Origin of the sequence: Rouxiella silvae (assembly GCF_002093625.1) — a bacterium.
GTDB lineage: Bacteria > Pseudomonadota > Gammaproteobacteria > Enterobacterales > Enterobacteriaceae > Rouxiella > Rouxiella silvae.
The window spans coordinates 85235-109055 of sequence record NZ_MRWD01000005.1; the positions used below are offsets into that span (position 1 = coordinate 85235).

At 52.7% G+C, this 23821-nt stretch carries 22 protein-coding genes; 19 read left to right on the plus strand and 3 right to left on the minus strand.

Translation table 11 applies throughout. The annotated features are described in order from the left end of the window. Positions 1-68: 68 nt before the first annotated feature. The 10 genes from livH (at position 69) to ugpQ (ending at position 10382) form a co-directional block, all read left to right on the plus strand. The gene (gene livH, locus BS639_RS03605; RefSeq protein WP_055773290.1) at positions 69-995 is read left to right on the plus strand and encodes a high-affinity branched-chain amino acid ABC transporter permease LivH; all 927 of its coding nucleotides are present in this window, start codon (positions 69-71) and stop codon (positions 993-995) included. Continuing rightward, the gene (locus BS639_RS03610; RefSeq protein WP_055773288.1) at positions 992-2281 is read left to right on the plus strand and encodes a high-affinity branched-chain amino acid ABC transporter permease LivM; all 1290 of its coding nucleotides are present in this window, start codon (positions 992-994) and stop codon (positions 2279-2281) included. Before livH ends, BS639_RS03610 begins: the two co-directional genes overlap by 4 nt. Beyond that, on the plus strand, positions 2278-3048 hold the full coding sequence (livG, locus tag BS639_RS03615; RefSeq protein ID WP_084982277.1) for a high-affinity branched-chain amino acid ABC transporter ATP-binding protein LivG: 771 nt from the start codon (positions 2278-2280) through the stop codon (positions 3046-3048). The genes BS639_RS03610 and livG overlap by 4 nt, the downstream gene beginning before the upstream one ends. 3 nt (positions 3049-3051) lie before the next feature. Beyond that, positions 3052-3753: a high-affinity branched-chain amino acid ABC transporter ATP-binding protein LivF gene (livF, locus tag BS639_RS03620; RefSeq protein ID WP_055773284.1), complete on the plus strand. Its 702-nt coding sequence runs from the start codon at positions 3052-3054 to the stop codon at positions 3751-3753. A 134-nt stretch (positions 3754-3887) separates the two neighbouring features. Next, a complete protein-coding gene (locus BS639_RS03625) occupies positions 3888-5075 on the plus strand; it encodes an aminotransferase-like domain-containing protein (protein WP_084982278.1) in 1188 nt (395 codons plus the stop codon). A gap of 246 nt (positions 5076-5321) precedes the next feature. After that, entirely contained in the window at positions 5322-6638 is a 1317-nt protein-coding gene (gene ugpB, locus BS639_RS03630) for a sn-glycerol-3-phosphate ABC transporter substrate-binding protein UgpB (RefSeq protein WP_055773280.1), read from the plus strand. 151 nt (positions 6639-6789) lie between these two features. Then, a complete protein-coding gene (gene ugpA, locus BS639_RS03635; protein WP_055773279.1) occupies positions 6790-7677 on the plus strand; it encodes a sn-glycerol-3-phosphate ABC transporter permease UgpA in 888 nt (295 codons plus the stop codon). Beyond that, positions 7674-8519: a sn-glycerol-3-phosphate ABC transporter permease UgpE gene (gene ugpE / locus BS639_RS03640; RefSeq protein ID WP_055773277.1), complete on the plus strand. Its 846-nt coding sequence runs from the start codon at positions 7674-7676 to the stop codon at positions 8517-8519. The genes ugpA and ugpE overlap by 4 nt, the downstream gene beginning before the upstream one ends. 37 nt (positions 8520-8556) lie before the next feature. Next, on the plus strand, positions 8557-9630 hold the full coding sequence (locus BS639_RS03645) for a sn-glycerol-3-phosphate import ATP-binding protein UgpC (protein ID WP_055773275.1): 1074 nt from the start codon (positions 8557-8559) through the stop codon (positions 9628-9630). 2 nt (positions 9631-9632) lie between these two features. Further along, the gene (gene ugpQ, locus BS639_RS03650) at positions 9633-10382 is read left to right on the plus strand and encodes a glycerophosphodiester phosphodiesterase (protein WP_084982279.1); all 750 of its coding nucleotides are present in this window, start codon (positions 9633-9635) and stop codon (positions 10380-10382) included. Positions 10383-10459: 77 nt separating this feature from the next. On the opposite strand, the gene BS639_RS03655 is transcribed toward ugpQ, so the two are convergent. Both BS639_RS03655 and metR read right to left on the minus strand, forming a co-directional pair. Further along, positions 10460-10777, minus strand: coding sequence for a hypothetical protein (locus BS639_RS03655; protein ID WP_084982280.1), 318 nt, complete (start codon positions 10775-10777; stop codon positions 10460-10462). Between the two features lie 100 nt (positions 10778-10877). Beyond that, positions 10878-11834: an HTH-type transcriptional regulator MetR gene (gene metR / locus BS639_RS03660; protein ID WP_084982281.1), complete on the minus strand. Its 957-nt coding sequence runs from the start codon at positions 11832-11834 to the stop codon at positions 10878-10880. A gap of 104 nt (positions 11835-11938) precedes the next feature. Between metR and metE the strand changes: the two genes are divergently transcribed. Together metE and BS639_RS03670 are read left to right on the plus strand one after the other, a co-directional pair. Beyond that, the gene (gene metE, locus BS639_RS03665; RefSeq protein WP_084982282.1) at positions 11939-14215 is read left to right on the plus strand and encodes a 5-methyltetrahydropteroyltriglutamate--homocysteine S-methyltransferase; all 2277 of its coding nucleotides are present in this window, start codon (positions 11939-11941) and stop codon (positions 14213-14215) included. Positions 14216-14478: 263 nt separating this feature from the next. Then, complete coding sequence (locus tag BS639_RS03670) at positions 14479-15243, plus strand: SDR family NAD(P)-dependent oxidoreductase (RefSeq protein WP_055773263.1); 765 nt, start codon at positions 14479-14481, stop codon at positions 15241-15243. A gap of 133 nt (positions 15244-15376) precedes the next feature. On the opposite strand, the gene BS639_RS03675 is transcribed toward BS639_RS03670, so the two are convergent. Continuing rightward, positions 15377-16204, minus strand: a complete 828-nt coding sequence (locus BS639_RS03675; protein ID WP_055773260.1) for a dienelactone hydrolase family protein — start codon at positions 16202-16204, stop codon at positions 15377-15379. Positions 16205-16579: 375 nt separating this feature from the next. Here BS639_RS03675 and udp point away from each other — a divergent pair, with 375 nt between their 5' ends. From udp to ubiB, 7 genes are all read left to right on the plus strand, one after another. After that, a complete protein-coding gene (udp, locus tag BS639_RS03680; RefSeq protein WP_055773257.1) occupies positions 16580-17344 on the plus strand; it encodes a uridine phosphorylase in 765 nt (254 codons plus the stop codon). A 149-nt stretch (positions 17345-17493) separates the two neighbouring features. After that, complete coding sequence (locus tag BS639_RS03685; RefSeq protein WP_084982283.1) at positions 17494-18276, plus strand: tyrosine-protein phosphatase; 783 nt, start codon at positions 17494-17496, stop codon at positions 18274-18276. 96 nt (positions 18277-18372) lie between these two features. Further along, the gene (locus BS639_RS03690; RefSeq protein ID WP_084982284.1) at positions 18373-18900 is read left to right on the plus strand and encodes a DedA family protein; all 528 of its coding nucleotides are present in this window, start codon (positions 18373-18375) and stop codon (positions 18898-18900) included. 146 nt (positions 18901-19046) lie between these two features. Next, positions 19047-20639, plus strand: a complete 1593-nt coding sequence (rmuC, locus tag BS639_RS03695) for a DNA recombination protein RmuC (protein ID WP_084982285.1) — start codon at positions 19047-19049, stop codon at positions 20637-20639. A gap of 137 nt (positions 20640-20776) precedes the next feature. Further along, a complete protein-coding gene (ubiE, locus tag BS639_RS03700) occupies positions 20777-21550 on the plus strand; it encodes a bifunctional demethylmenaquinone methyltransferase/2-methoxy-6-polyprenyl-1,4-benzoquinol methylase UbiE (RefSeq protein WP_055773244.1) in 774 nt (257 codons plus the stop codon). Positions 21551-21563: 13 nt separating this feature from the next. Continuing rightward, the gene (gene ubiJ, locus BS639_RS03705; protein ID WP_084982286.1) at positions 21564-22175 is read left to right on the plus strand and encodes a ubiquinone biosynthesis protein UbiJ; all 612 of its coding nucleotides are present in this window, start codon (positions 21564-21566) and stop codon (positions 22173-22175) included. After that, entirely contained in the window at positions 22172-23812 is a 1641-nt protein-coding gene (gene ubiB / locus BS639_RS03710; protein WP_055773239.1) for a ubiquinone biosynthesis regulatory protein kinase UbiB, read from the plus strand. Before ubiJ ends, ubiB begins: the two co-directional genes overlap by 4 nt. Positions 23813-23821 lie beyond the last annotated feature (9 nt).

A 23821-nucleotide genomic window follows, 5' to 3' on the forward strand; every position in this document is an offset into this window, starting at 1 on the left:
GTCATTAGCGCTGCAGCCCCTGTTGCAGCGCTATGCCCACGAGCTGGAGCGTCATTAAGGTTCAAGGTATGTCAGAGCAGTTTCTCTATTTTATCCAGCAGATGTTTAACGGTGTGACCTTGGGCAGCACCTACGCGCTGATCGCCATCGGCTACACCATGGTTTATGGCATTATCGGCATGATCAACTTCGCCCACGGCGAGGTATACATGATTGGCAGCTATGTCTCCTTTATCGTGATTGCCGCGCTGATGATGATGGGCATCGACGCCAGTTGGTTGCTGATAGGTGCCGGATTTATCGCGGCTATTGTGATTTCCAGCGCCTATGGCTGGAGCATTGAGCGCGTGGCCTATAAGCCGGTGCGTAACTCAAAGCGACTGATTGCACTTATCTCTGCCATCGGGATGTCTATTTTCCTGCAAAACTACGTTAGCCTGACCCAGGGCTCGCGTGACTTGGCGTTACCGAGCCTAGTCACCGGCCAGTGGACGCTGGGCGAAACCAACGGCTTTGCCGCGACTATCAGCACAATGCAGCTGATTATCTGGGTGGTGACTTTTATCGCGATGCTGTCATTGACGCTGTTTATTCGCTATTCCCGTATGGGTCGAGCCTGCCGCGCCTGCGCAGAAGATTTAAAAATGGCCAGCCTGCTGGGGATAAGCACCGATCGCGTTATTTCCCTGACCTTTGTTATTGGCGCACTGATGGCCGCCGTCGCAGGCGTACTTCTGGGACAATTTTACGGCGTGATTAACCCGTATATCGGCTTTATGGCCGGCATGAAAGCCTTCACGGCCGCAGTCCTAGGCGGTATTGGCAGCATTCCTGGTGCGATGATTGGCGGCCTGATTTTGGGCGTGGCCGAAGCCTTGACTTCGGCATATCTCAGCACCGAGTACAAAGACGTCGTATCTTTTGCGCTGCTGATTGTGGTGTTGCTGGTTCTGCCAACCGGGATCTTGGGTCGTCCGGAGGTTGAGAAAGTATGAAGCATCTTAACCTGCTTAATGCGCTGGTTTCGGCATTGGTTTTACTGGTGTTGGCATCGTTTATCATGGGACTGCAACTCAGTCTCGACGGCACGCGGCTGGTGGTTCATGGCGCTGACGTTGTGCGTTGGTACTGGATTGCGGCCGGCTGCGCGGTGGTTTTTGTGTTTCAGCTGTTTCGACCACTGCTGCAAAAAGGGCTGAAAAAAGTCTCGGGTCCGAGTTGGGTTTTGCCGAGCTTTGACGGCTCCACGCCTAAGCAAAAATGGCTGGCGCTGCTGATGATCATTGCTGCCGTTGCCTGGCCGTTTATCGTTTCGCGTGGCTCGGTAGATATCGCCACGTTGACGCTCATCTACATTATGCTGGGCCTCGGACTCAACGTGGTGGTTGGCCTTTCAGGCCTGCTGGTGCTGGGCTATGGCGGCTTCTACGCAATTGGCGCGTACACCTACGCACTGCTCAATCACTACTACGGCATCGGTTTTTGGGAGGCACTTCCGCTGGCGGGGCTGGTTTCGGCGGCCTTTGGGTTCCTGCTAGGCTTCCCAGTATTGAGGCTGCGCGGAGACTATCTTGCCATTGTGACGTTGGGCTTCGGTGAAATCGTGCGTATTTTGCTGCTCAATAATACTGAGATAACCGGTGGTCCGAACGGCATCAGCCAGATCCCTAAACCCACGCTGTTTGGCCTCGAGTTTAGCCGGTCCGCGCGCGAAGGGGGCTGGGATACGTTTAGCCATTTCTTTGGCCTGAGCTACGACCCGGGTGACAGGATTATTTTCCTCTATCTGGTTGCGCTTCTGTTGGTTATTTTGACCCTGTTTGTGATTAATCGACTGCTGCGTATGCCGCTCGGTCGCGCGTGGGAAGCGCTGCGCGAAGACGAAATTGCCTGCCGTTCGCTCGGTCTCAACCCAACGCGCATCAAACTGACGGCGTTTACTATCAGCGCCGCCTTTGCCGGTTTTGCCGGTACCCTGTTTGCTGCGCGCCAAGGGTTTGTCAGTCCTGAATCCTTTACCTTCGTCGAGTCCGCTTTCGTACTGGCCATCGTCGTGCTGGGCGGAATGGGCTCGCAGTTTGCGGTAATTTTGGCGGCAATTCTGCTGGTGGTGTCGCGCGAACTGATGCGTGACCTCAACGAATACAGCATGTTACTGCTGGGTGCCTTGATGGTGCTGATGATGATTTGGCGTCCGCAGGGGCTACTGCCGATGAAACGGCCACATCTTAAATTGAAAGTGGCCGACAAGGTCACGGCGGTCAAGGAGGAGCAGGTATGAACATGCAATCTTTGCTGACCGTTGAAGGACTGACGATGCGCTTTGGTGGGCTGCTGGCGGTGAACAACGTCGCACTGCAACTTAATCAAGGGGAAATTGTTTCCCTGATCGGGCCAAACGGTGCCGGTAAGACCACGGTATTTAACTGCCTGACCGGTTTTTATCGCCCAAGCGGCGGCACCATTAAACTGCGTGAACAGCATCTTGAAGGCCTGCCCGGCCAGAAGATTGCGCGTATGGGTATAGTGCGTACTTTTCAGCACGTACGGCTGTTTCGCGAAATGACGGTGATTGAAAACCTGCTGGTTGCCCAGCATCAGCATCTTAAAAGTGGTGTGCTCGCCGGTCTGTTCAAAACGCCGGGGTTCAGACGTGCGGAGTCTGATGCGCTTGACCGCGCCGCGCAGTGGCTTGACCGCGTCGGTTTACTCGAACACGCCAATCGCCAAGCGGGCAATCTAGCCTATGGGCAACAGCGCCGCCTCGAAATCGTACGCTGCATGGTAACTCAGCCAGAAATTTTGATGCTCGACGAGCCTGCTGCCGGACTTAACCCGCGTGAAACCCAAGAGTTAAACCAGCTTATTGCCGAACTGCGTAGCGAGCATCAGGTTTCCGTGCTGCTGATTGAGCACGACATGAAGCTGGTGATGGGCATTTCGGACCGGATTTATGTCGTGAATCAGGGTACGCCGCTGGCACAGGGCACGCCGCATGAGATCCGTAACAATCCAGACGTGATCCGTGCGTATTTGGGCGAGGGGTAAAAGATGTTGTCATTTAATCAGGTATCAGCCCAATACGGTAAAATTCAGGCGCTACATCAGGTGAGCCTGCATATTAATAAAGGCGAAATTGTCACACTGATTGGTGCTAACGGCGCGGGTAAAACCACGCTGCTGGGCTCACTGTGCGGAGAACCGCGTGCCTCGCAGGGGTCGATCGTTTTTGAAGGTCAGGACATTACCGAGTGGCCGACGGCGCGGATCATGCGCGGCGACATTGCGATTGTACCCGAGGGGCGTCGAGTGTTTTCGCGCATGACGGTTGAAGAGAACCTGGCGATGGGCGGATTTTTTGCCGCCCGCGACCAGTACCAGCAGCGCCTTGAACGAGTATTCACGCTATTTCCGCGGCTGAAGGAGCGGCGGGCGCAGCGTTCGGGCACTATGTCGGGCGGAGAGCAGCAGATGCTGGCGATTGGCCGAGCACTGATGAGCCAGCCACGGTTGCTGCTGCTCGACGAACCCTCACTCGGTTTGGCACCCATCATCATCCAGCAGATTTTTGACACTATTCAGCTTCTGCGCGAAGAGGGCATGACTATCTTTTTGGTTGAGCAAAATGCTAACCAGGCATTGAAGCTGGCCGACAGAGGATATGTGCTGGAAAATGGTCACGTGGTGCTTGAAGACACCGGAGAGGCGCTTTTAGCTAACGAAGCGGTGCGTTCTGCCTATCTGGGGGCATAAATTTCGTTAATTAAAGAAAAATCTGTGATAAATCTAATAAACCGCACGGCAAGCGCTTTGCGGTTTTTATTTTGTCTATAAATTAACATTTCTTACATTCTTATAAATTTTTTGCACATCATCAGGAACACGACATGAACACAGAAGGTTTGCTCGCCGCCCGCATGGTCAGGCTTAAAAGTTCGGCCATTCGAGAATTGCTGAAACACAGCAAGATGGAGGGCGTTATTTCGCTGGCGGGTGGTATCCCTTCTTCAGCCTTATTCGACTTTGAAGGGTTGGCGCAGGCGACGCAGCTGGCGATCACCGAGCAGCCGGAGCATGCGTTTCAGTATGGTCTGACCGAAGGCAGTCATGGTTTACGTTCATGCATTACTGACTTGTGCAAGACGCGCGGCATTGTTTCCGCGCCTGAAGATATTGTTGTGACCGCCGGTTCGCAGCAGGCGCTGGACCTGGTTATGCGTGCCGTGGTTAACCCGGATGACATCTTCGTGGTGGAGCGCCCGACCTATCTGGCAGCCTTGCAAACCTTAGAACTGGCCGAAGCGCACCTGCTTTCTGTCGGTTCCGACGGTGACGGCATGAACGTCGACGAATTGGCCGAAATCCTCAAGACGCGCAAAATTAAAGGTGTTTATCTGGTGCCGACTTTTGGCAACCCGAGCGGTGTTACCCTGAGTCTTTCACGCCGCGAACAGCTGGTTAAGCTGGCCGCAGAGCACCAATTCCTGATTGTTGAAGATGATCCCTATGGCGAACTGCGCTTTACCGACGAGCGCCTGCCCACGCTGTTTGAACTTTCGAAGCAGTTCTATGGCCATGCCGATAACATCATTTATACCTCTACCTTCTCCAAAATTCTGGCCCCTGGCCTGCGTTTAGGCTGGGTTATTATGCCGCATTGGCTGCTGAACAAAGTCGCAATTATTAAGCAGGCCGCCGACCTGCACGCCAGCTCGCTGTCGCAAACGGTGGCCGAGTATTACTTGGGGCTGGGTCGTCTCGATAAGCAGATTGAAACTATTCGCGCCGCGTACAAGAAAAAATGCACCGTGCTGGCCGAGTTGCTTGAGCGCGAGCTCGGCCACGTCCTGACCTTCGAATACCCTAAAGGCGGCATGTTCCTGTGGGCGCGTTTCCGCGAACCACGTAACTGCACCGAGTGGATGAAGAAAACGCTGGAGCAGGGCGTAGTGTTTGTACCTGGTGAGTTCTTCTTCTCCGATAACCCAGATCACTCGACCTTCCGCATCTCCTTCGCTACCGCAACCGAAGAGCAACTGCATGAAGCCGTTGCCCGTCTGAAGCGCGCGCTTTAGGGAAAGATACGCGGGTTTTTACCCCTTAAACTACAGTAATACGAATTTATGGCGCATTGCTCACCCAATGCGCCTTATTTTTGCCATCTTCCCGTCATCTGTGTTTCACGCCGCTGTCACGTTATTGTCATTTAACGGTTATTTTTCTGTCATTTAGCCGTGTCATGTTAGCTCCCGAATAAAAAATTTTGTGACTTCCATTATTTCTCTGCATTTCCTTACACCAGCAGAATTCAGGAGACAGGCATGTACATCAATTTAAAAAAATCAGCTCTGGGTGCAGCACTTATGCTGGCTATTAGCGCCAACGCTTTTGCCGTCACGGAAATCCCTTTTTGGCACTCAATGGACGGTGAGCTAGGTAAAGAAGTTAACTCACTGGCCGATCGTTTTAACCAAACGCACCCTGATGTAAAAATCGTTCCTGTTTATAAAGGCAAATACGACCAGAACCTGGCAGCAGGCATCGCGGCTTACCGTACCGGCAATGCCCCAGCAATTTTGCAGGTTTATGAAGTCGGCACCGCAACCATGATGGCAAGCAAGGCGATTAAGCCGGTTTATCAGGTATTTGCCGATGCGGGCCTGAAAGAAGACGTTTCACAGTTCGTGCCGACGGTTTCCGGCTACTATTCAGATTCTCAGGGGCGTCTGCTGTCGCAGCCGTTTAACAGCTCTACGCCAGTGCTGTACTACAACAAAGACGCGTTCAAAAAAGCCGGTCTGAATCCCGATCAGCCGCCAAAAACCTGGCAGGAGCTGGAACAAGACACCGCCAAGTTGAAAGAAGCTGGCATGAAGTGCGGCTATGCCAGCGGTTGGCAGGGTTGGATCCAGATTGAAAACTTCAGCGCCTGGCATGGCCTGCCGGTGGCAACCAAGAACAACGGCTTTGACGGCACTGATGCGGTTCTAGAATTCAACAAGCCTGAACAAATTAAACATATTCAATTCCTGGAAGACATGAACAAGAAGGGCGAATTCACCTATTACGGTCGCCAAGATGAGTCTACCGCCAAGTTCTATAACGGCGACTGCGCGATGACCACCGCCTCTTCCGGTTCACTGGCCGATATCCGCCAATACGCCAAATTCAACTACGGTGTCGGGATGATGCCTTACGACGCCGACGTGAAGGGTGCTCCGCAAAACGCCATCATTGGCGGCGCGAGCCTGTGGGTAATGAAAGGCAAGGACGACGCAACCTATAAAGGTGTTGCCGAATTCCTACAGTTCCTGACAACGCCAGCAATTGCCGCCGAATGGCACCAGAAAACCGGCTATCTGCCGGTAACGACGGCGGCCTACGAGCTGACTAAACAGCAGGGCTTCTATGACAAGAACCCAGGTTCCGACGTCGCCACTCGCCAGATGATGAACAAGCCGCCGTTGCCTTTCACCAAAGGGCTGCGTTTGGGCAACATGCCACAGATTCGTACCATCGTGGATGAAGAGCTGGAAGGCGTGTGGAGCGGCCAGAAAACGGCTAAACAGGCGCTGGATGAGTCCGTACAGCGTGGAAATCTGCTGCTGCGTCGCTTTGAAGCATCAGTGAAGCAATAACGCCCGCGGTCTACTAAAGCCTGATAGGGCAGCACGTAAAAATGTGTCTCGATTGTCGTTTTTACGCGTTGCTCTGTCATTCGTTTTGGCGATTGCAAACGTACGAGCTTCACACCCTCTTGTCCGTCTCTTGTTTTGATGAGTAATTCATATGAGTTCACACCGTCCCGGGTTTGGCTGTAGCTGGCTGCCTTATGCGCTGGTTCTGCCTCAGTTGTTGATTACGGCCATCTTTTTCCTGTGGCCCGCCGGTCAGGCACTGTGGTTTTCGATGCAAACAATGGATCCTTTTGGGGTCTCAAGCGTGTTTGCCGGGCTGACCAACTTTCAACAGCTGTTCCAGGATCCTTACTATCTCGCCTCTTTCTACACCACGCTGAAATTCAGCTTTATGGTGGCATTTTTTGGCCTGGGCATCTCTCTGCTGCTGGCCGCGATGGTTGACCACGTGATCCGCGGCAGCCGGATTTATCAAACCTTACTTATTCTGCCTTACGCCGTTGCGCCCGCCGTAGCCGCCGTACTGTGGATGTTTTTGTTCAGCCCTGGCTTGGGTTTGATAACGCATTTCCTTGGTACGCTTGGTTATAACTGGAACCATGCGCAAAACAGCGGACAAGCGATGTTCCTGGTGGTGCTGGCATCAATCTGGCAGCAGGTGAGCTACAACTTTTTGTTCTTTTTAGCCGCGCTCCAGTCAATTCCTCGTTCACTGGTTGAGGCCGCGGCCATTGACGGCGCCGGTCCAGTTCGACGCTTTTTCAATCTGGTGCTGCCGCTGATTTCACCGGTCAGCTTCTTCCTGCTGGTGGTGAATCTGGTTTACGCCTTCTTCGACACCTTCCCGGTGATTGACGCGGCAACGCAGGGTGGACCGGTTCAGGCAACTACCACCTTGATTTATAAGGTTTATCGTGAAGGTTTCACCGGTCTCGATCTCTCAAGCTCGGCCGCGCAGTCGGTAGTGCTGATGGTCATGGTGATAGCTCTGACATTTATACAGTTCCGCTTCGTCGAGCGTAAGGTGCGTTACCAATGATCGAAAACAGAAGAGGTCTCGATATTTTCTGTCACGCCGTGCTGATTATTGGCGTACTGATGGTGTTATTCCCGCTGTACGTGGCTTTTGTTGCCGCGACGCTGGATAACAAACAGATTTTTCAGGTGCCGATGAGCCTGATCCCCGGTGGGCACTTGTTTGAAAATATCCGCACCATCTGGACGCAGGGGGCGGGCAGCAACAGTCCGGCGTTTGGTCCTCTGTTGTTGAACAGCTTTATCATGGCGATGGCGATTACCGTCGGTAAAATTTCGATTTCAATGCTGTCGGCCTTCGCCATCGTCTATTTTCGTTTTCCGCTGCGTAACGTGTTCTTCTGGCTAATTTTTATGACCCTGATGTTGCCGGTGGAAGTGCGTATTTTCCCGACGGTGCAGGTTATCGCTAATTTACACATGCTCGACAGTTACACGGGTCTTACGCTGCCGCTGATGGCCTCGGCCACGGCCACCTTCCTGTTCCGACAGTTCTTTATGACTCTACCGGACGAACTGCTGGAAGCCGCGCGTATCGATGGCGCGGGTGCGATGCGCTTTTTCTGGGACATCGTGCTGCCATTGTCGAAAACCAACCTTGCAGCGCTGTTTGTCATCACCTTTATTTACGGCTGGAACCAATATTTGTGGCCGATTTTAGTGACCAGCGATGCTTCGATGGGCACGGCGGTGGCTGGAATCAAGAGCATGATCTCCTCGGGAGACGGTTCGACACAGTGGAATCAGGTGATGGCAGCAATGATCCTGACGTTATTGCCACCTTTGGCAGTCGTGCTCTTGATGCAGCGCTGGTTTGTGCGCGGCCTGGTAGACAGTGAAAAATGATTAACATGACAAACGATTCACTTGGTAAAAAACAAACATGGCAAATTTAAAACTACAGGCAGTGACCAAGTCTTACGACGGACAGAATCAGATTATCAAAACTATCGATCTGGACGTTGCCGACGGCGAATTTATCGTGATGGTTGGCCCTTCCGGCTGTGGTAAGTCTACTCTGCTGCGTATGGTGGCTGGGCTGGAGCGCACCACCAGCGGCGATATTTATATCGACAACGTGCGCGTGACCAATCTTGAACCGAAAGATCGCGGCATCGCGATGGTATTCCAAAACTACGCGCTCTATCCGCACATGAGCGTGTATGACAACATGGCTTATGGCCTGAAAATACGCGGCTTCGGTAAAGCGCAGATTCAGGCGCGGGTTGAAGAGGCGGCGCGTATTCTTGAGCTGGGTCCACTGCTTAAACGCAAACCGCGCGAGCTTTCCGGCGGTCAGCGCCAGCGTGTAGCAATGGGGCGTGCCATCGTGCGCGAGCCGGCTGTTTTTCTTTTTGATGAACCCTTATCGAACCTGGATGCGAAGCTGCGCGTGCAAATGCGCCTCGAGTTACAGCAGTTGCACCGCCGCCTGCGGACCACCAGCCTGTACGTGACGCACGACCAGGTTGAAGCGATGACCTTGGCCGAGCGCGTGATTGTGATGAACAAAGGGATTGCCGAGCAAATCGGTACTCCTTCAGAGGTTTATCAGCGTCCTGCCAGCCTGTTTGTCGCCAGCTTTATTGGTTCACCGGCAATGAACCTGCTGCCGGGGCAATTGACCTCCGACGGCACATCGCTGGTGATGGAGGGCGGATACGAGCTGCCGCTGCCAAAGGCCCGTCCCGAGTGGGGCGGTCGCGTGTTGACCTTAGGTGTGCGACCGGAGCATATTCAACTCACGGACGATCCGCACACCGGCATTCCGATGGAGCTGAAAAACCTTGAGTTGCTGGGTGCGGACAATCTGGCCCACGGCGTTTGGGCGGGAAGCGGCATGGTAGTGCGACTCTCACATGAAAATTGTCCGGCAACGGGCACGCAATTACGTTTGGTTTTACCCGCGCACGCGCTACACTTTTTTGATTCAAAAAGCGGATTACGGATGGAGTGAACATGACAGCTTGGCCTTATCCACGAATTGTGGCCCATCGCGGCGGCGGTTCGCTGGCGCCTGAAAATACTTTGGCGGCGATTGATACCGGTGCGCGTCTCGGCCACAGCATGATTGAGTTTGACGTCAAATTGGCACAGGGCGGCGAAATTTTTCTGCTGCATGATGACACCCTTAACCGCACCAGCAACGGCTGGGGCGTGGCGGGAGAGTTGGGTTGGGACAAACTGGTTCAGCTTGATGCAGGCAGCTGGTACAGCAGTAGCTTTAGCGGAGAGAAATTGCCGCTGCTCTCAGAAGTGGCGGCGCGCTGTGCCAAATACGGCATGATGGCCAATATCGAAATCAAAGGCACGACCGGACTGGCATTTGAGACCGGTGAGCAGGTGGCATTGGCGGCACGCGAACTGTGGCAGGATCAGGCCGTTCCGCCTCTGCTTTCCTCGTTTGACGTCGCGTCGCTTGAGGCCGCGCAGGCGGCTGCACCTGAGCTGCCACGCGGAATTTTATTGGATAAGTGGGACGAGAACTGGCAGGCGTTAACCACACGTCTGGGCTGCGTTTCGTTGCATATTAATCATAAAGAACTCACCGAAGAACGCGTGCACAACCTGAAACAGGCCGGTTTGCACATTCTGGTGTATACGGTGAACAGCCCGGAAAGAGCAAGCCAACTGCTTGGTTGGGGCGTGGACTGCATCTGCACAGACCGCATCGACCTGATAGGCCCAGATTTTGCGGCCAAGATTTAAGAACTCGCGCCCTTACACGTGGGGGGGCAGGATGGGGGAGCTGAGGTAGCGAAACACGTGTCCCCATCACGAATACCCTACGGTCTTTGGTTCAGCTTCTGCTGCAGAATCTGCTGGTTGTTATTGAGCTGGTTTTGCTGCAGGCGCTGTTGGTCATTGAGCGATTGAGAACGTAACCGCAATTGCTGCTGTTGTTGGCTGAACTTTTGATCCTGCTCCAACTGACGCTGATGCAGCCGATCATCGCTCTGCATACGTTGTTGCATGCGCTGTTGCGATGGATTGTTCAGCAACTGTTGCTGCCTTTCAATCGGCGTTTGCGTTACGGCGGCGAAAGCGGACGCTGCAATCAACGCCAGTGCCATGCCGGTGATAATCTGATGAATAACTCTCACGATAGTTCTCCTGCTAAAGTTTCCTGCTTTAAGTTTACTTCATCAGCGAGGTCGTTGGGCTTTTTTCAGACAAACCTTGAGCTTAAGCACTCAGCCTTTATTAACCTTCCGAAGGCAGCGACAGCGCTTTCACCAGAGAAGCCGCGCCGTTAGGGCGTGAGGCGTCGCGCACGAACGGCAGATTATTGCAGGCGTGCTGGCGTGCCGAGCGGATGAACGCCTCGGTTACGGCCTGGCGCTGCTCACCGTCTCGAACGGCGGCGTAGAGTCGGCTCCACAATCCGTCGCCCAGCGTTTTGGTTACTATCAGTCCCTGCTTCTCAAAGCTTTCTACCACCCAGTGCGGCAGGGCAGCGATACCCATGTGCGCTGAGACCATCTGAATCAGCAGCAGAGTATTATCGACGTTCTTCAGTACTGGGCTCACACCCGCCGGCTGAAGGAAGTGACGCCAAATATCCAGCCGCTGACGTTGAACCGGATAGATCATTAGGATCTCGCTGCTCAAGTCTTCCGGCGTTATTACCGCTTTATTTGCCAGCGGATGATCCGGTGCTAATACCAGACGCACTTCAAAATCAAACATCGGCGAGTAGTGCAGACCGCTGCGCGGAAGAATATCTGAGGTCAATACGATATCCAGCTCACCCTGCTGTAGTGCAGGCTGAGGGTCAAAAGTGACGCCAGATTTAAAATCCATTAACACTTGTGGCCAATTCTGGTGAAACGCGTCCAGCGCAGGCGTCAGCCACTGTATGCAGCTGTGACATTCGATAGCAATGCGCAGTGAAGTTTGTTGCGGTTCGTGACAGGCCTGGAGCGCCTGCTGAATTTGCGGCAGCACCTGCTCCGCCAGCTGCAGCATGATTTCCCCCTGCGGGGTAAAACGCAGCGGCTGGCTTTTACGCACGAAAAGTCTGAAACCGAGACGCTGCTCAAGATCGCTAAACTGATGCGACAGGGCAGATTGTGTCTGGTGAAGCTGTGCCGCTGCGGCGGCAAGAGAGCCGGTATTGCGCAGAGCTTGCAGCGTCCGCAGGTGTTTCAGTTCGATCATGAGAGTCCTTCACTGTCACTGTGAATAAATTGCGCTTGTGGAATATACAGTACCTGCTGATTATGGATGTGTAAACATCTGGATGGCCAAATGGGAATTTAAAGATGACGATACTTAATCACACTCTGGGTTTTCCGCGCGTTGGTTTGCGTCGTGAACTGAAAAAAGCGCAGGAAAGCTACTGGGCTGGCAACACCACTCAAGAAGAACTGTTGGCGACGGGACGCGAACTGCGTGCACGTCACTGGCAGCAACAACAACAGGCTGGCGTGGATCTGTTGCCGGTTGGCGATTTCGCCTGGTACGATCACGTTCTGACGACCAGCCTGCTGCTGGGTAACGTTCCAGCCCGTCACCAGAATGATGACGGCTCAGTCGATCTCGATACTCTGTTCCGTCTGGGTCGTGGTCGTGCGCCAACCGGCAAACCTGCCGCTGCGGCTGAAATGACCAAATGGTTTAACACTAACTATCACTACATGGTGCCTGAATTCACTCAGGGTCAGCGCTTCAAACTGACCTGGACCCAGTTACTGGACGAAGTTGATGAAGCGCTGGCGCTGGGGCACAACATTAAACCTGTGCTGCTGGGTCCATTGACCTACCTGTGGTTGGGTAAAGTGAAGGGTGAACAATTTGACCGCCTGTCCCTGATCAACGATATTCTTCCCATCTACCAGCAAGTGCTGGCCGAGCTGGCAAAACGCGGCATCGAATGGGTTCAAATCGACGAACCTGCACTGGTTCTGGAATTGCCACAAGCGTGGTTGGATGCCTACAAACCGGCTTATGAGCAGTTGCAGGGTCACACTAAACTGCTGCTGACGACCTATTTCGACAGTGTAGGTCATAACATTGAAACCATCCGCCAACTGCCGGTGCAAGGTCTGCACATTGATGCGGTTGCCGGTCGCGATGACTTGGCTGCGGTTGCTGACAAATTGCCAAGAGACTGGCTGCTGTCGCTGGGCGTAATCAATGGACGTAACGTATGGCGCGCCGACCTTAGCCGCTGGTTCGATCGTCTAAAACCGCTGGCTGCGGGGCGCAATGTTTGGCTTGGGAGTTCGTGTTCACTGTTGCACAGTCCCATCGATTTAAGCGTTGAAACCCGTCTTGATGACGAAGTGAAAAGCTGGTTCGCCTTCGGTCTGCAAAAATGTGCTGAGTTGGCGTTGCTGACTACCGCCCTGAATGACCCGAATGAAGAGACGCTGAAAAAGCTGGCCGACTACAGTGCGCCAATCCGTGCTCGTCGCGAATCTAAGCGTGTACATAACGAAGCGGTGGGCAAACGTGTTGCAGCCATTACTGCGGCAGACATCGAACGTCCCAACGCTTACACCACGCGAGCGCAAGCACAACGCGCTCGCTTCAAACTGCCTCTATGGCCGACCACCACCATCGGTTCATTCCCTCAAACCACCGAAATCCGTGGTCTGCGACTGGACTTTAAGCAGGGTCGACTGGATAACGCCAACTACCGCACCGGCATCAGCGAGCACATCAAACAGGCAATTAAAGAACAAGAGCGTCTGGATATCGACGTTCTGGTTCACGGTGAAGCTGAACGTAACGACATGGTTGAATACTTCGGTGAGCATCTCGATGGTTTTGTGTTCACACAAAACGGTTGGGTTCAGAGCTACGGTTCTCGCTGCGTGAAACCTCCGGTTATCATCGGTGACGTGAGCCGCCCTGAAGCCATCACCGTTGAGTGGGCACAATACGCACAATCGCTGACCACTAAACCAGTTAAAGGTATGCTGACTGGCCCAATCACCATTCTCTGCTGGTCCTTCCCTCGTGAAGACGTCAGCCGTGAGACCATCGCCAAGCAAATCGGTTTGGCACTGCGTGACGAAGTGGAAGATCTGGAAAAAGCCGGTATCGGGATCATCCAGATTGATGAACCTGCACTGCGCGAAGGCTTGCCACTGCGTCAGTCAGAATGGAATGCGTACCTGCGTTGGGCGGTCGATGCATTCAAACTGAACGCCGCGATTGCCAAAGACGACACGCAGATCCACACCCACATGTGTTACTGCGAATTCAACGACATCATGGATTCCATTGCGGCACTGGATGCTGACGTGATAACCATTGAAACCTCGCGCTCTGATATGGAACTGATCGAAACCTTTAAAGCGTTCGATTATCCCAACGACATTGGACCCGGCGTTTACGATATTCACTCACCTAACGTGCCAAGCGTTGAGTGGATTGAGAACCTGTTGCGTAAGGCGGCTGACAGCATTCCGGCTGAGCGTCTTTGGGTTAATCCAGACTGCGGCCTGAAAACGCGAGGTTGGGCAGAAACCCGCGAGTCGCTGGAAAACATGGTGAAAGCAGCCAAGCGCCTGCGTGCTGAACACGCTTAAAAGTGTGGGCGTAGTCGATATAGTGTGTGGGTTGTATTCGTCGTTAATCATTGGGCGCTTCGGCGCCCTTTTTGCACCTGTTTTTAGTTTCATTAGTATTTTGTAACCTCTTAAACTTCTCTCGTATCCCCCGACTCGCCTTGCCTGCAGCGAATTGCCACGCCGGTTAAGGTTCAAATGCCTTAATCCCTCGCCTCATTGACTAGGCTTAGTAGAGTGAAATCTTAATTCGAATAGTGTTCGAACAACGTAAGGAGACAAAGATGAGTCGATTTAAAGATAAAGTCGTGGTGGTCACAGGTGCAGGTTCCGGCATGGGGGCAGCAACCGCTCAGCGTTTTGCTGCCGAAGGGGCGACGGTGGTACTGGTGGGTCGCACGGAGATCAAATTGGCCAAGATTGCCAATACGCTTGAAACCACGAATTATTATATCCACGTCGCCGATATCTCTAATCCCGAAGAGGTCGAACGCCTGGCAAAAGTGGTGTTGGATAAATTCGGCCACGTAGACGTCTTGGTTAACAACGCCGGCGTTGTGGTACAGGGCCAGGTTAATGAGGCAAGTATTGAAGACTGGAAGAAGATTTTCGATATCGACGTCAGCGGAGTGTTCTACGCCACGCGCTTCTTTATTGACGCATTGAAAAAAAGCAAAGGCAATATCGTCAACGTTTCGTCCGTATCTGGGCTGGGCGGTGACTGGGGGATGAGCTTCTACAACGCGGCGAAGGGGGCGGTGACCAATTTCACCCGCTCTCTGGCGATGGACCACGGCGCCGACGGCGTGCGCGTCAATGCAGTTTGTCCTAGCCTGACGTTGACCGACATGGCAGGTGATATCAAAGAAAACAAGGCATTGCTGGCGAAATTTGCCGAACGTATTCCATTGGGACGCGGGGCTGAACCGGAAGAGATTGCATCAGTCATTGCTTTTTTGGCCAGTGATGATGCGCGTTTTGTGACTGGCGTCAATTTGCCGGTCGACGGCGGGCTCAGTGCCTCGAATGGTCAGCCCAAGCAGGCTTAAAGAGGCTTACCTCATAAATAACTCAGGTTTTTAAGACAATAAATCAGGTTTTAAGACCAAAATGAAAAAATGGCCCCGTGTGTTTTCACTGACGGGGCCATTTTGTTGGATCGCGTAAATTATATTTAGTGCTTTATTTAACGCCGTATTTGGCAAACCACGCCAGCATGCGTTGCCAGCCGTCTGTCGCTGCTTCGGCGTTGTAGCTTGGGCGGTAGTCGGCGTTGAAGGCGTGGTCTGCCTCCGGATAAACCACAATTTCCGCATTCGCATTGGCGGCGCGAATGGCCTGTCGCATCGTTTCGATCGTATCTTGCGGGATACTGCTGTCGCGGCCACCATAAAGACCCAGCACCGGGGCAGTTAAATCAACCGCTTCATCCACCGGATGCGTCGGGCTGGTCAGCGTTTTATTGCCTACCAGTTTGCCGTACCAGGCGACACCGGCTTTTAACTGCGGGCTGTGCGCGGCGTAGAGCCAGGTGATGCGACCCCCCCAGCAGAATCCGGTAATGGCCAGTTTGCTAGCGTCACCGCCGTGTTGTGCCGCCCAGTGCGCCGTGTGGTCCAAATCCGCCAACACTTGCTGGTCTGGCACTTTACTCACCAGCTTCTCGAACAGCTCACTTATTTCACGGTAGTCGGACGGGTCACCCTGACGGAAATAGAGTTCCGGAGCGATCGCCAGATAACCCTCTTTCGCCAGACGACGGCACAGGTCACGAATATGCTCATGTACACCAAAAATCTCCTGCACCACTAAAACAATCGGCAGTTTGCCGGTGTATTCGGCAGGTCGCGCCAGATAGGCAGGCAGATTCTCACCCTGTGAAGGGATAGTCGTTTCGCCCGCGTGCAGGCCTTCAGTATCAGTGTGTAGAGTAGTAGCAGATACAGGCGTAACGGCAGGGGAGAAACTGTCAGGTGCTTGTTTTAATTGTATTGAATCATCTTTCTTCATTGCAGTCTCCATACGGGGATAAGTTCTATTCTTTAAAACTCACAATTTGGTTTTTGAAAACAAGGGCTCGGAGGTAAAACTATAGGTCATAAAGTTAGCACATCAATCACCATAGCCTGTCCTATAGTTAACCCTTACGTAAAAAATGCTTCGCTGAGTAAGATTTAATCTGTTTGTCATACGGATAGCAGGGCATCTTTGTCTTAAAAGAACAATACTTGGTCGGTTTTTGTGATATTGATCACGATTATTATGCAAGTGATGATAGTGGTTGTGTTGCTTAGCGATTTCTATCACAAAATTAGATGCCAATGAACGATAGAGTGGCAGGATGTTTTTTCAAAAAGATGACCCGAATTAAGAAGGAGTTTATTTATGTCTCAGTCTGACGTTTTTCACCTTGGTTTGACCAAAAGCAGCCTGCAGGGTGCGACCCTAGCCATTGTTCCCGGCGATCCTCAGCGGGTTGAAAAAATCGCAAAGCTGATGGAAAACCCGGTTCATCTAGCTTCTCATCGTGAATTCACTAGCTGGCGCGCAGAGCTTGACGGTAAAGCCGTGATTGTCTGCTCGACCGGTATCGGCGGTCCCTCTACCTCAATTGCCGTTGAAGAGTTAGCGCAGCTGGGCATTCGCACATTCCTGCGTATTGGCACCACGGGTGCTATTCAACCACACATCAATGTGGGTGACGTGCTGGTGACCACTGCCGCCGTACGTCTTGACGGTGCCAGCCTACATTTCGCTCCTATGGAATACCCTGCGGTAGCCGATTTTGCCTGTACTACCGCGTTGGTCGAGGCGTCCAAGTCGGTGGGTGCCAATCTGCATATTGGCGTGACAGCGTCTTCTGACACTTTCTATCCGGGCCAGGAACGTTATGACACCTACTCAGGACGCGTGGTACGCCGCTTTAAGGAATCAATGCAGGAGTGGCAAGAGATGGGCGTGATGAACTACGAGATGGAGTCCGCCACGCTGTTGACCATGTGCGCAAGCCAGGGCCTTCGCGCCGGTATGGTCGCCGGGGTTATCGTTAACCGCACACAGCAAGAAATTCCTAATGCAGAGACCATGAAACAAACGGAAAGTCACGCAGTGAAGATTGTGGTCGAGGCCGCGCGCCGCCTGATTGCCTAAGTGCATTAATCTGATTTATTCCTGAGTTTTTTCTGAAGCAATACTGAGTTTGTCTGAATGAGGGGTCGCCTGCCGGTGGCCCCTTTTTTATATCCGCGCCGCTATCTGGTATGGTCATAGTACGAATTATTGGAATAATAAGAGGCCCTATGACGGCGACAATCTTACTTCATCCTTCTTTGACCCCTTTGGAGGGCGGCGTTAACTTTCGCGATCTCGGCGGTAATACGGTCGCCGATGGGCGAAGAATTAAACGTGGCTGGCTTTATCGCTCCGGTGCGTTAGACGCGCTTACCGAACAGGATCAGCGTTTCCTGAGTAATATTCCGCTTCAGCACATTCTTGACTACCGCGATGCGGATGAAGTTGCCGCCAAGCCCGATATTCTGTGGCCAGGCTGCGAATATCACCATGCACCGGCGAATCCGCTGAGCAACGTGATTAATGCCAATCTTGAACGGCTTACCGCCGAGACTATTGCGGCATTTGACCCGCAGGAATTTATGCTAGAGCTTTATCGCCGTCTGCCGTTCAATAACGACGCCTATAAAAAGCTGGTGAGCCTGCTGGTTCAGCCTGGTGGCGGTGCGCTGGTTCAGCACTGTGCGGTAGGGAAAGACCGCACGGGTATTGGGTCAGCCATCGTGCTGCTGGCGTTAGGTGCCGACATTGCTACCGTCAAAGAAGATTATCTGTTGACGGAAACGACGCTGGCGACCTTCCGTGAACACATGCTTGATAAAATGTCGATAACCCTAGCACCGGCGGCGCTGGAGAAATTTGCCTACGTGTTTTCGGTGCAAGAAATATTCATTGATACGGCACTAAACGCCATCACCGACCTGTATGGCAACGCGGATAACTGGCTCGAAAAAGAGTACGGTTTGACGGCTGAAATCCGTGAATCTTTGTGCGCGCGTTATCTTGAATAATCGCTTCGTTAATCTTTGGTTGTTATTGAATAATGTTTACTGTTATTACGTAAAAAATTGCGGATAAGATTCAGTTTTGAACATGGGTGGTAATTTTTGAGCATTAACGAGGTCATTCATTACGTGACGGAGTTTGTCCGTCAGCATCAGGCTTGGGCTCCGCCGATCGTCTTCTTTCTGGCTTTTGGTGAGTCACTGGCCTTCCTTTCATTATTGTTGCCTGCCACGGTTATTCTGCTCGGGTTAGGTGCGCTGATTGGTGAAACCGGTATTCCTTTTTGGCCTATTTTTGCCGCTGCGGCCTCCGGCGCCTTTTTTGGTGACTGGCTGTCATACTGGATTGGTGCACACTACACCGATAAAGTGCCCCATATCTGGCCGTTTAAATCTCATCCTCAAATGCTTGAACGCGGACACGCCTTCTTCGAACGCTGGGGCATGCCAGGGGCTTTCATTGGTCGCTTCTTTGGGCCGCTGCGCGCCGTGGTTCCGCTGGTGGCAGGAATTTGCGGCATGCCACAGCGCTACTTTCAGCTGGCAAACTTCACGTCGGCACTGGTGTGGGGGTTTGGTATTCTGGCGCCGGGTGCATTTGGGATCAAATGGCTAAGCCAGTGGTTTTGATCTGGCCGTGAAGTGAAATCAGCGCCGTTGCGCCCATTTTCTGGAAGACGTCTCGCAAAGTGCAGGCAGGTGATTTAAAAGCATCTGGACATCCATACAGTATGCATTTACCTTGACCTTCAAGAGATTTAGACAGAGGAATAACCGTGGATATCAGCATTATTTACGCGGTAGGCGCAGGCTTGATTGGCCTTTTGCTGGGCGGGTTAATCGCCAGTTTGCGTCAACAGCAGGTTCAGGCCGATAGTGACACCCGCTACAAATTGCTTGAGCAGGCTCAGGCGCAGCTTGTTCTGGAAAAAGAGGCGCTACAGCGCGATATGCAGCAGGCTAAACATCAGCAGCGCGAAAGCGAACTGGAACTGAGAACGCTGCACAGTGCGCAGGCCGCAAGCGCTGAAAAACTCCAGCTTTTGGCACACTGGCAAAACGAGTGTGAGCAGCTCAACCAGGAACTGCGGGCCCAGCGAGAAATTAACAGCGCTCAGGAAGCCGAGTTGCGTGAGGTTGTCACTCGGCTGGATGAAACGCGTCTGGCAGCCGAAGACAAGCAGCGGCTGTTAATTAACAGCGAACAGCGTCTCAACAGTCAGTTTGAAAATCTTGCAAATCGTATCTTTGAGCAAACCGGGCGTCGTGCAGACGAACAAAATAAACAGAGTCTAGACAAATTGCTGCTGCCGCTGCGTGAGCAGCTTGACGGTTTTCGCCGTCAGGTGCAGGACAGTTTTGGGCAGGAAGCGCGTGAACGCCACACGCTAACCCATGAAATTCGCAGTCTCCAGCAGCTCAATGCCCAAATGGCGCGCGAGGCGCTTAATTTGACCAAGGCTCTGAAAGGCGACAACAAAACGCAGGGTAACTGGGGGGAAGTCGTGCTCAGCCGCGTGCTGGAAGCCTCCGGTCTGCGAGAAGGCTACGAGTATCAGACGCAGGTCAGCGTGCAGACTGAAAATAACAGCAGAATGCAGCCCGACGTCGTGGTGCGGCTGCCGCAAAATAAAGACGTGGTGATTGATGCCAAAATGTCGCTGGTGGCCTACGAACGCTATTTCAACAGCGAAGATGACCTTGAGCGTGAAGCTGCGCTCAACGAGCATATTACCTCGGTGCGCGGCCATATTCGCCTGTTAGGTCGTAAAGACTATCAGCAGTTGCCCGGCCTGCGCAGTCTTGATTACGTGCTGATGTTTATACCGGTAGAACCGGCCTTTTTGGTGGCTATCGATCGTGAACCCGAACTGATTAGTGAAGCGCTCAACCACAACATTATGTTGGTTAGCCCAACCACGCTGCTGGTTGCGCTGCGCACTATTAGCAATCTGTGGCGTTATGAGCATCAAAGCCAGAATGCCAAACGTATTGCAGACCGCGCCGCTCGCCTTTATGACAAACTCAGGCTGTTCGTTGATGACATGCAGTCGATGGGGCAGAGCCTCGATAAAGCGCAGGCAAGTTATCGGCTGGCAATGAACAAACTTGCACAAGGGCGTGGTAATCTTATCGGCCAGGTTGAGGGATTCAGGGCGTTGGGAGTGGAGGTAAAACGGCCTATTAGCCCAGCGCTTGCGGAGCAGGCCAGCGCTGAAGATGACCCAGAGTATCAGGCGTCACTGGATGAACAACCCTCTGCGCCTGAGGCGCAGGAACAGGCGGAGCGGGCGACAGAAAACGCCCAGCAGAATGACAATGCCGCATGGCCATTTGAAGATGTTGCTGCGTCATCAAAGAACTTTTAATTTGTTTTGCTCATAGAGTGAACAAAAATACCGCAGCTTGATCACCGCGTGCGGCGTTAATCGCATCGGAGATGGGGCTTTCACCGGGGTTCTGATACACTTTCCCCAGGCGATATAATGAATAAGCAGGCAAAAACATGGAAAAGCAGACGCAGGAAAATGTAGATTCTTCAGAAACTACACACTTTGGATTTCGTACCGTAGCCAAAAATAACAAAGCAGAGATGGTCGCTGAAGTCTTTCACTCTGTGGCCGCGAAATATGACCTGATGAATGACCTGATGTCATTCGGCGTTCATCGTATCTGGAAGCGTTATGCTATCGACTGTAGCGGCGTTCGTCGCGGGCAGCGCGTCCTGGATTTGGCTGGCGGCACCGGTGACTTAACTGCCAAGTTTTCTCGTCTGGTGGGCGATCAGGGTGAAGTTGTGCTGGCCGATATCAACGATTCCATGCTGAAAATGGGGCGCGAGAAGCTGCGCAACAGCGGTATTGTTGGCAACGTCAGCTATGTGCAGGCCAATGCCGAAGCGTTGCCTTTCCCTGACAACTATTTCGACTGTATCACTATCTCATTTGGTCTGCGTAACGTGACCGAAAAAGAGAAAGCGCTGCGTTCAATGTTCCGCGTTTTAAAGCCGGGCGGCCGCCTGCTGGTACTTGAGTTCTCCAAACCAGTTTTCGCACCGCTGAGCAAAGCCTACGACACCTATTCATTCCATATTCTGCCAAGAATCGGCGAGCTGGTGGCACAAGATGCCGAAAGCTACCGCTATCTGGCCGAGTCTATCCGTATGCATCCGGATCAGGACACGCTTAAGGGCATGATGTCCGACGCGGGCTTCGAGAACGTGACTTATAACAACCTCACTGGCGGTATTGTTGCGCTGCACCGAGGTTTCAAGTTCTGATATGGAAATGCCGATGTTGTTAACTCCGTTATTGACTGCTGCCATCGAGACCACCCTTAATCAGTTGTTGTTTAAGGAAAGTAGCATGAAGGCCGCGAGGCTACGCCTTGCTGGCAAAGTTTTGCGTATTGAGCTGCAAGAACTGAGTTCACCGCTGACGTTTATCTTTAATGAACAAAAAGTTGACGTGGTGGGGCAGTGGGAAGGCGAAGCAAATTGCACCGTTATTACACGCCTCTCCACCCTGCGCAAACTGCGCGACCGTCAACAGCTGGCCCCACTTATTCGCAGCGGCGATTTAAACGTCGAAGGCGATATTCAGGTGGTGCAGCAGTTTTCTGCGCTGATAGACATGTCCGAATGGGAACCTGCGGAGCTGCTGGCCCCCTACATCGGCGATATTGCTGCACAGGGCATCAGCCAGGCAGTGAGTGGTGGATTTCGTTTCCTGACCGCGGGCGTTAAGAAACATCAGAGTCAGGTTGCACAAGTTATCACCGAAGAGTGGAAACTGGCGCCGGGTGCGCTGGAAGCCGCGTGGTTCACCGATGAAGTTGCCGCCGTTGAACGTCAGACTCTGGCGCTGGAAGCTCGCTTGAAAAAAATGCTGGAAGGGAACCCATGACTCCAGGTGAAATGCGTCGCCTGTACCTGATTATTCGGGTATTTCTCTCCTACGGGCTAGATGAACTCATCCCTAAGATTAAACTGACGCTGCCGTTAAGGTTGGGTCGTTATTTATTCTTTTGGATCCCTTTCCGCCACAAAGATAAGCCGCTGGGTACCCGGCTGCGTATGGCGCTCGAAGAGCTGGGGCCGGTGTGGATCAAGTTTGGCCAGATGCTGTCAACGCGCCGTGACCTTTTTCCGCCCCACGTTGCCGATCAGCTTGCGTTGCTTCAGGACCACGTCGCACCTTTTGACGGTGCGCTGGCTCGCAAGCACATTGAATTGGCCCTTGGTGGACCGATTGAAACTTGGTTTGATGATTTTGACCAAAACGCACTGGCTTCTGCTTCGATTGCGCAGGTGCATACCGCTACCTTGAAAGAGAACGGCAAAAAGGTGGTGCTTAAGGTTATACGTCCCGACATCATGCCGATTATTAAGGCCGATACACGCCTGATGGCTCGCCTTGCCGGGTGGTTGCCACTGCTGCTGCCTGACGGTCGTCGTTTACGTCCCCTGGAAGTGGTCAAAGAGTACGAAAAAACGCTACTTGACGAGCTTAACCTGCTTCGTGAGGCCGCCAACTCGATTCAACTGCGCAGAAACTTCGAGAACAGCCCAATTCTGTATGTACCTGAAGTCTATTCTGATTACTGCCGTGAGCGTCTGCTAGTGATGGAGCGCATTTACGGTATTCCTATTTCCGACGTGGCCGCGCTGGAAAAACAGGGTACCAACATGAAGCTCCTGGCCGAGCGCGGCGTGCAGGTATTTTTCACTCAGGTATTCCGTGACAGCTTTTTCCATGCCGATATGCATCCGGGAAACATTTTTGTTAGCTATGAAACGCCGGAAGACCCTTGCTACATAGCTATAGATTGCGGCATAGTTGGATCGCTTAACAAAGACGATAAACGTTATCTGGCCGAAAACTTTATAGCCTTCTTCAACCGCGATTACCGCAAAGTTGCAGAGCTGCACGTAGATTCTGGCTGGGTTCCTCGTGATACCAACGTTGAAGAATTTGAGTTCGCCATCCGCACGGTTTGCGAGCCTATTTTTGAAAAGCCGCTAGCAGAAATCTCTTTCGGTAACGTATTGTTAAACCTGTTTAATACCGCCAGGCGTTTCAACATGCAGGTGCAGCCTCAGTTAGTGTTGCTGCAGAAAACACTGCTGTACGTTGAGGGCTTGGGAAGACAGCTCTATCCACAGCTTGACCTCTGGACTACGGCAAAGCCTTTCCTGGAGAGTTGGATCCGCGATCAGGTAGGTTTACCGGCAATGGTTCGCGCTTTCAAAGAGCGAGCACCTTTCTGGATTGAGAAACTTCCCGAGCTTCCCGAGCTGGTGTACGACAGCTTAAAACAGCATCAACTTTTGCAGTACAATATTGAAAAACTGACTCATCAGTTACAGACGCAGAACGAACGTCAGGGCCAATCCCGATATCTTTTCGGCGTTGGGGCAACATTACTTCTCAGCGGTACAGTGCTGATGATGGGCAAGGTTGAGGTTTACCCTGTATGGATGATTGCTGCGGGGCTGGTCGCCTGGATTATCGGATGGAAGCGAACCAGAAAGACCGAATAGGCCGATAAA

Coding starts and splice junctions, on each gene's coding strand:
- BS639_RS03685 (WP_084982283.1), top strand. CDS start 17,494: ATGACGGCGACAATCTTACTTCATCCTTCTTTGACCCCTTTGGAGGGC.
- ubiB (WP_055773239.1), top strand. CDS start 22,172: ATGACTCCAGGTGAAATGCGTCGCCTGTACCTGATTATTCGGGTATTT.
- livF (WP_055773284.1), top strand. CDS start 3,052: ATGTTGTCATTTAATCAGGTATCAGCCCAATACGGTAAAATTCAGGCG.
- BS639_RS03625 (WP_084982278.1), top strand. CDS start 3,888: ATGAACACAGAAGGTTTGCTCGCCGCCCGCATGGTCAGGCTTAAAAGT.
- ugpE (WP_055773277.1), top strand. CDS start 7,674: ATGATCGAAAACAGAAGAGGTCTCGATATTTTCTGTCACGCCGTGCTG.
- ugpB (WP_055773280.1), top strand. CDS start 5,322: ATGTACATCAATTTAAAAAAATCAGCTCTGGGTGCAGCACTTATGCTG.
- ubiJ (WP_084982286.1), top strand. CDS start 21,564: ATGTTGTTAACTCCGTTATTGACTGCTGCCATCGAGACCACCCTTAAT.
- ugpA (WP_055773279.1), top strand. CDS start 6,790: ATGAGTTCACACCGTCCCGGGTTTGGCTGTAGCTGGCTGCCTTATGCG.
- BS639_RS03645 (WP_055773275.1), top strand. CDS start 8,557: ATGGCAAATTTAAAACTACAGGCAGTGACCAAGTCTTACGACGGACAG.
- ugpQ (WP_084982279.1), top strand. CDS start 9,633: ATGACAGCTTGGCCTTATCCACGAATTGTGGCCCATCGCGGCGGCGGT.
- metE (WP_084982282.1), top strand. CDS start 11,939: ATGACGATACTTAATCACACTCTGGGTTTTCCGCGCGTTGGTTTGCGT.
- ubiE (WP_055773244.1), top strand. CDS start 20,777: ATGGAAAAGCAGACGCAGGAAAATGTAGATTCTTCAGAAACTACACAC.
- livG (WP_084982277.1), top strand. CDS start 2,278: ATGAACATGCAATCTTTGCTGACCGTTGAAGGACTGACGATGCGCTTT.
- BS639_RS03610 (WP_055773288.1), top strand. CDS start 992: ATGAAGCATCTTAACCTGCTTAATGCGCTGGTTTCGGCATTGGTTTTA.
- BS639_RS03670 (WP_055773263.1), top strand. CDS start 14,479: ATGAGTCGATTTAAAGATAAAGTCGTGGTGGTCACAGGTGCAGGTTCC.
- udp (WP_055773257.1), top strand. CDS start 16,580: ATGTCTCAGTCTGACGTTTTTCACCTTGGTTTGACCAAAAGCAGCCTG.
- metR (WP_084982281.1), bottom strand. CDS start 11,834: ATGATCGAACTGAAACACCTGCGGACGCTGCAAGCTCTGCGCAATACC.
- BS639_RS03675 (WP_055773260.1), bottom strand. CDS start 16,204: ATGAAGAAAGATGATTCAATACAATTAAAACAAGCACCTGACAGTTTC.
- livH (WP_055773290.1), top strand. CDS start 69: ATGTCAGAGCAGTTTCTCTATTTTATCCAGCAGATGTTTAACGGTGTG.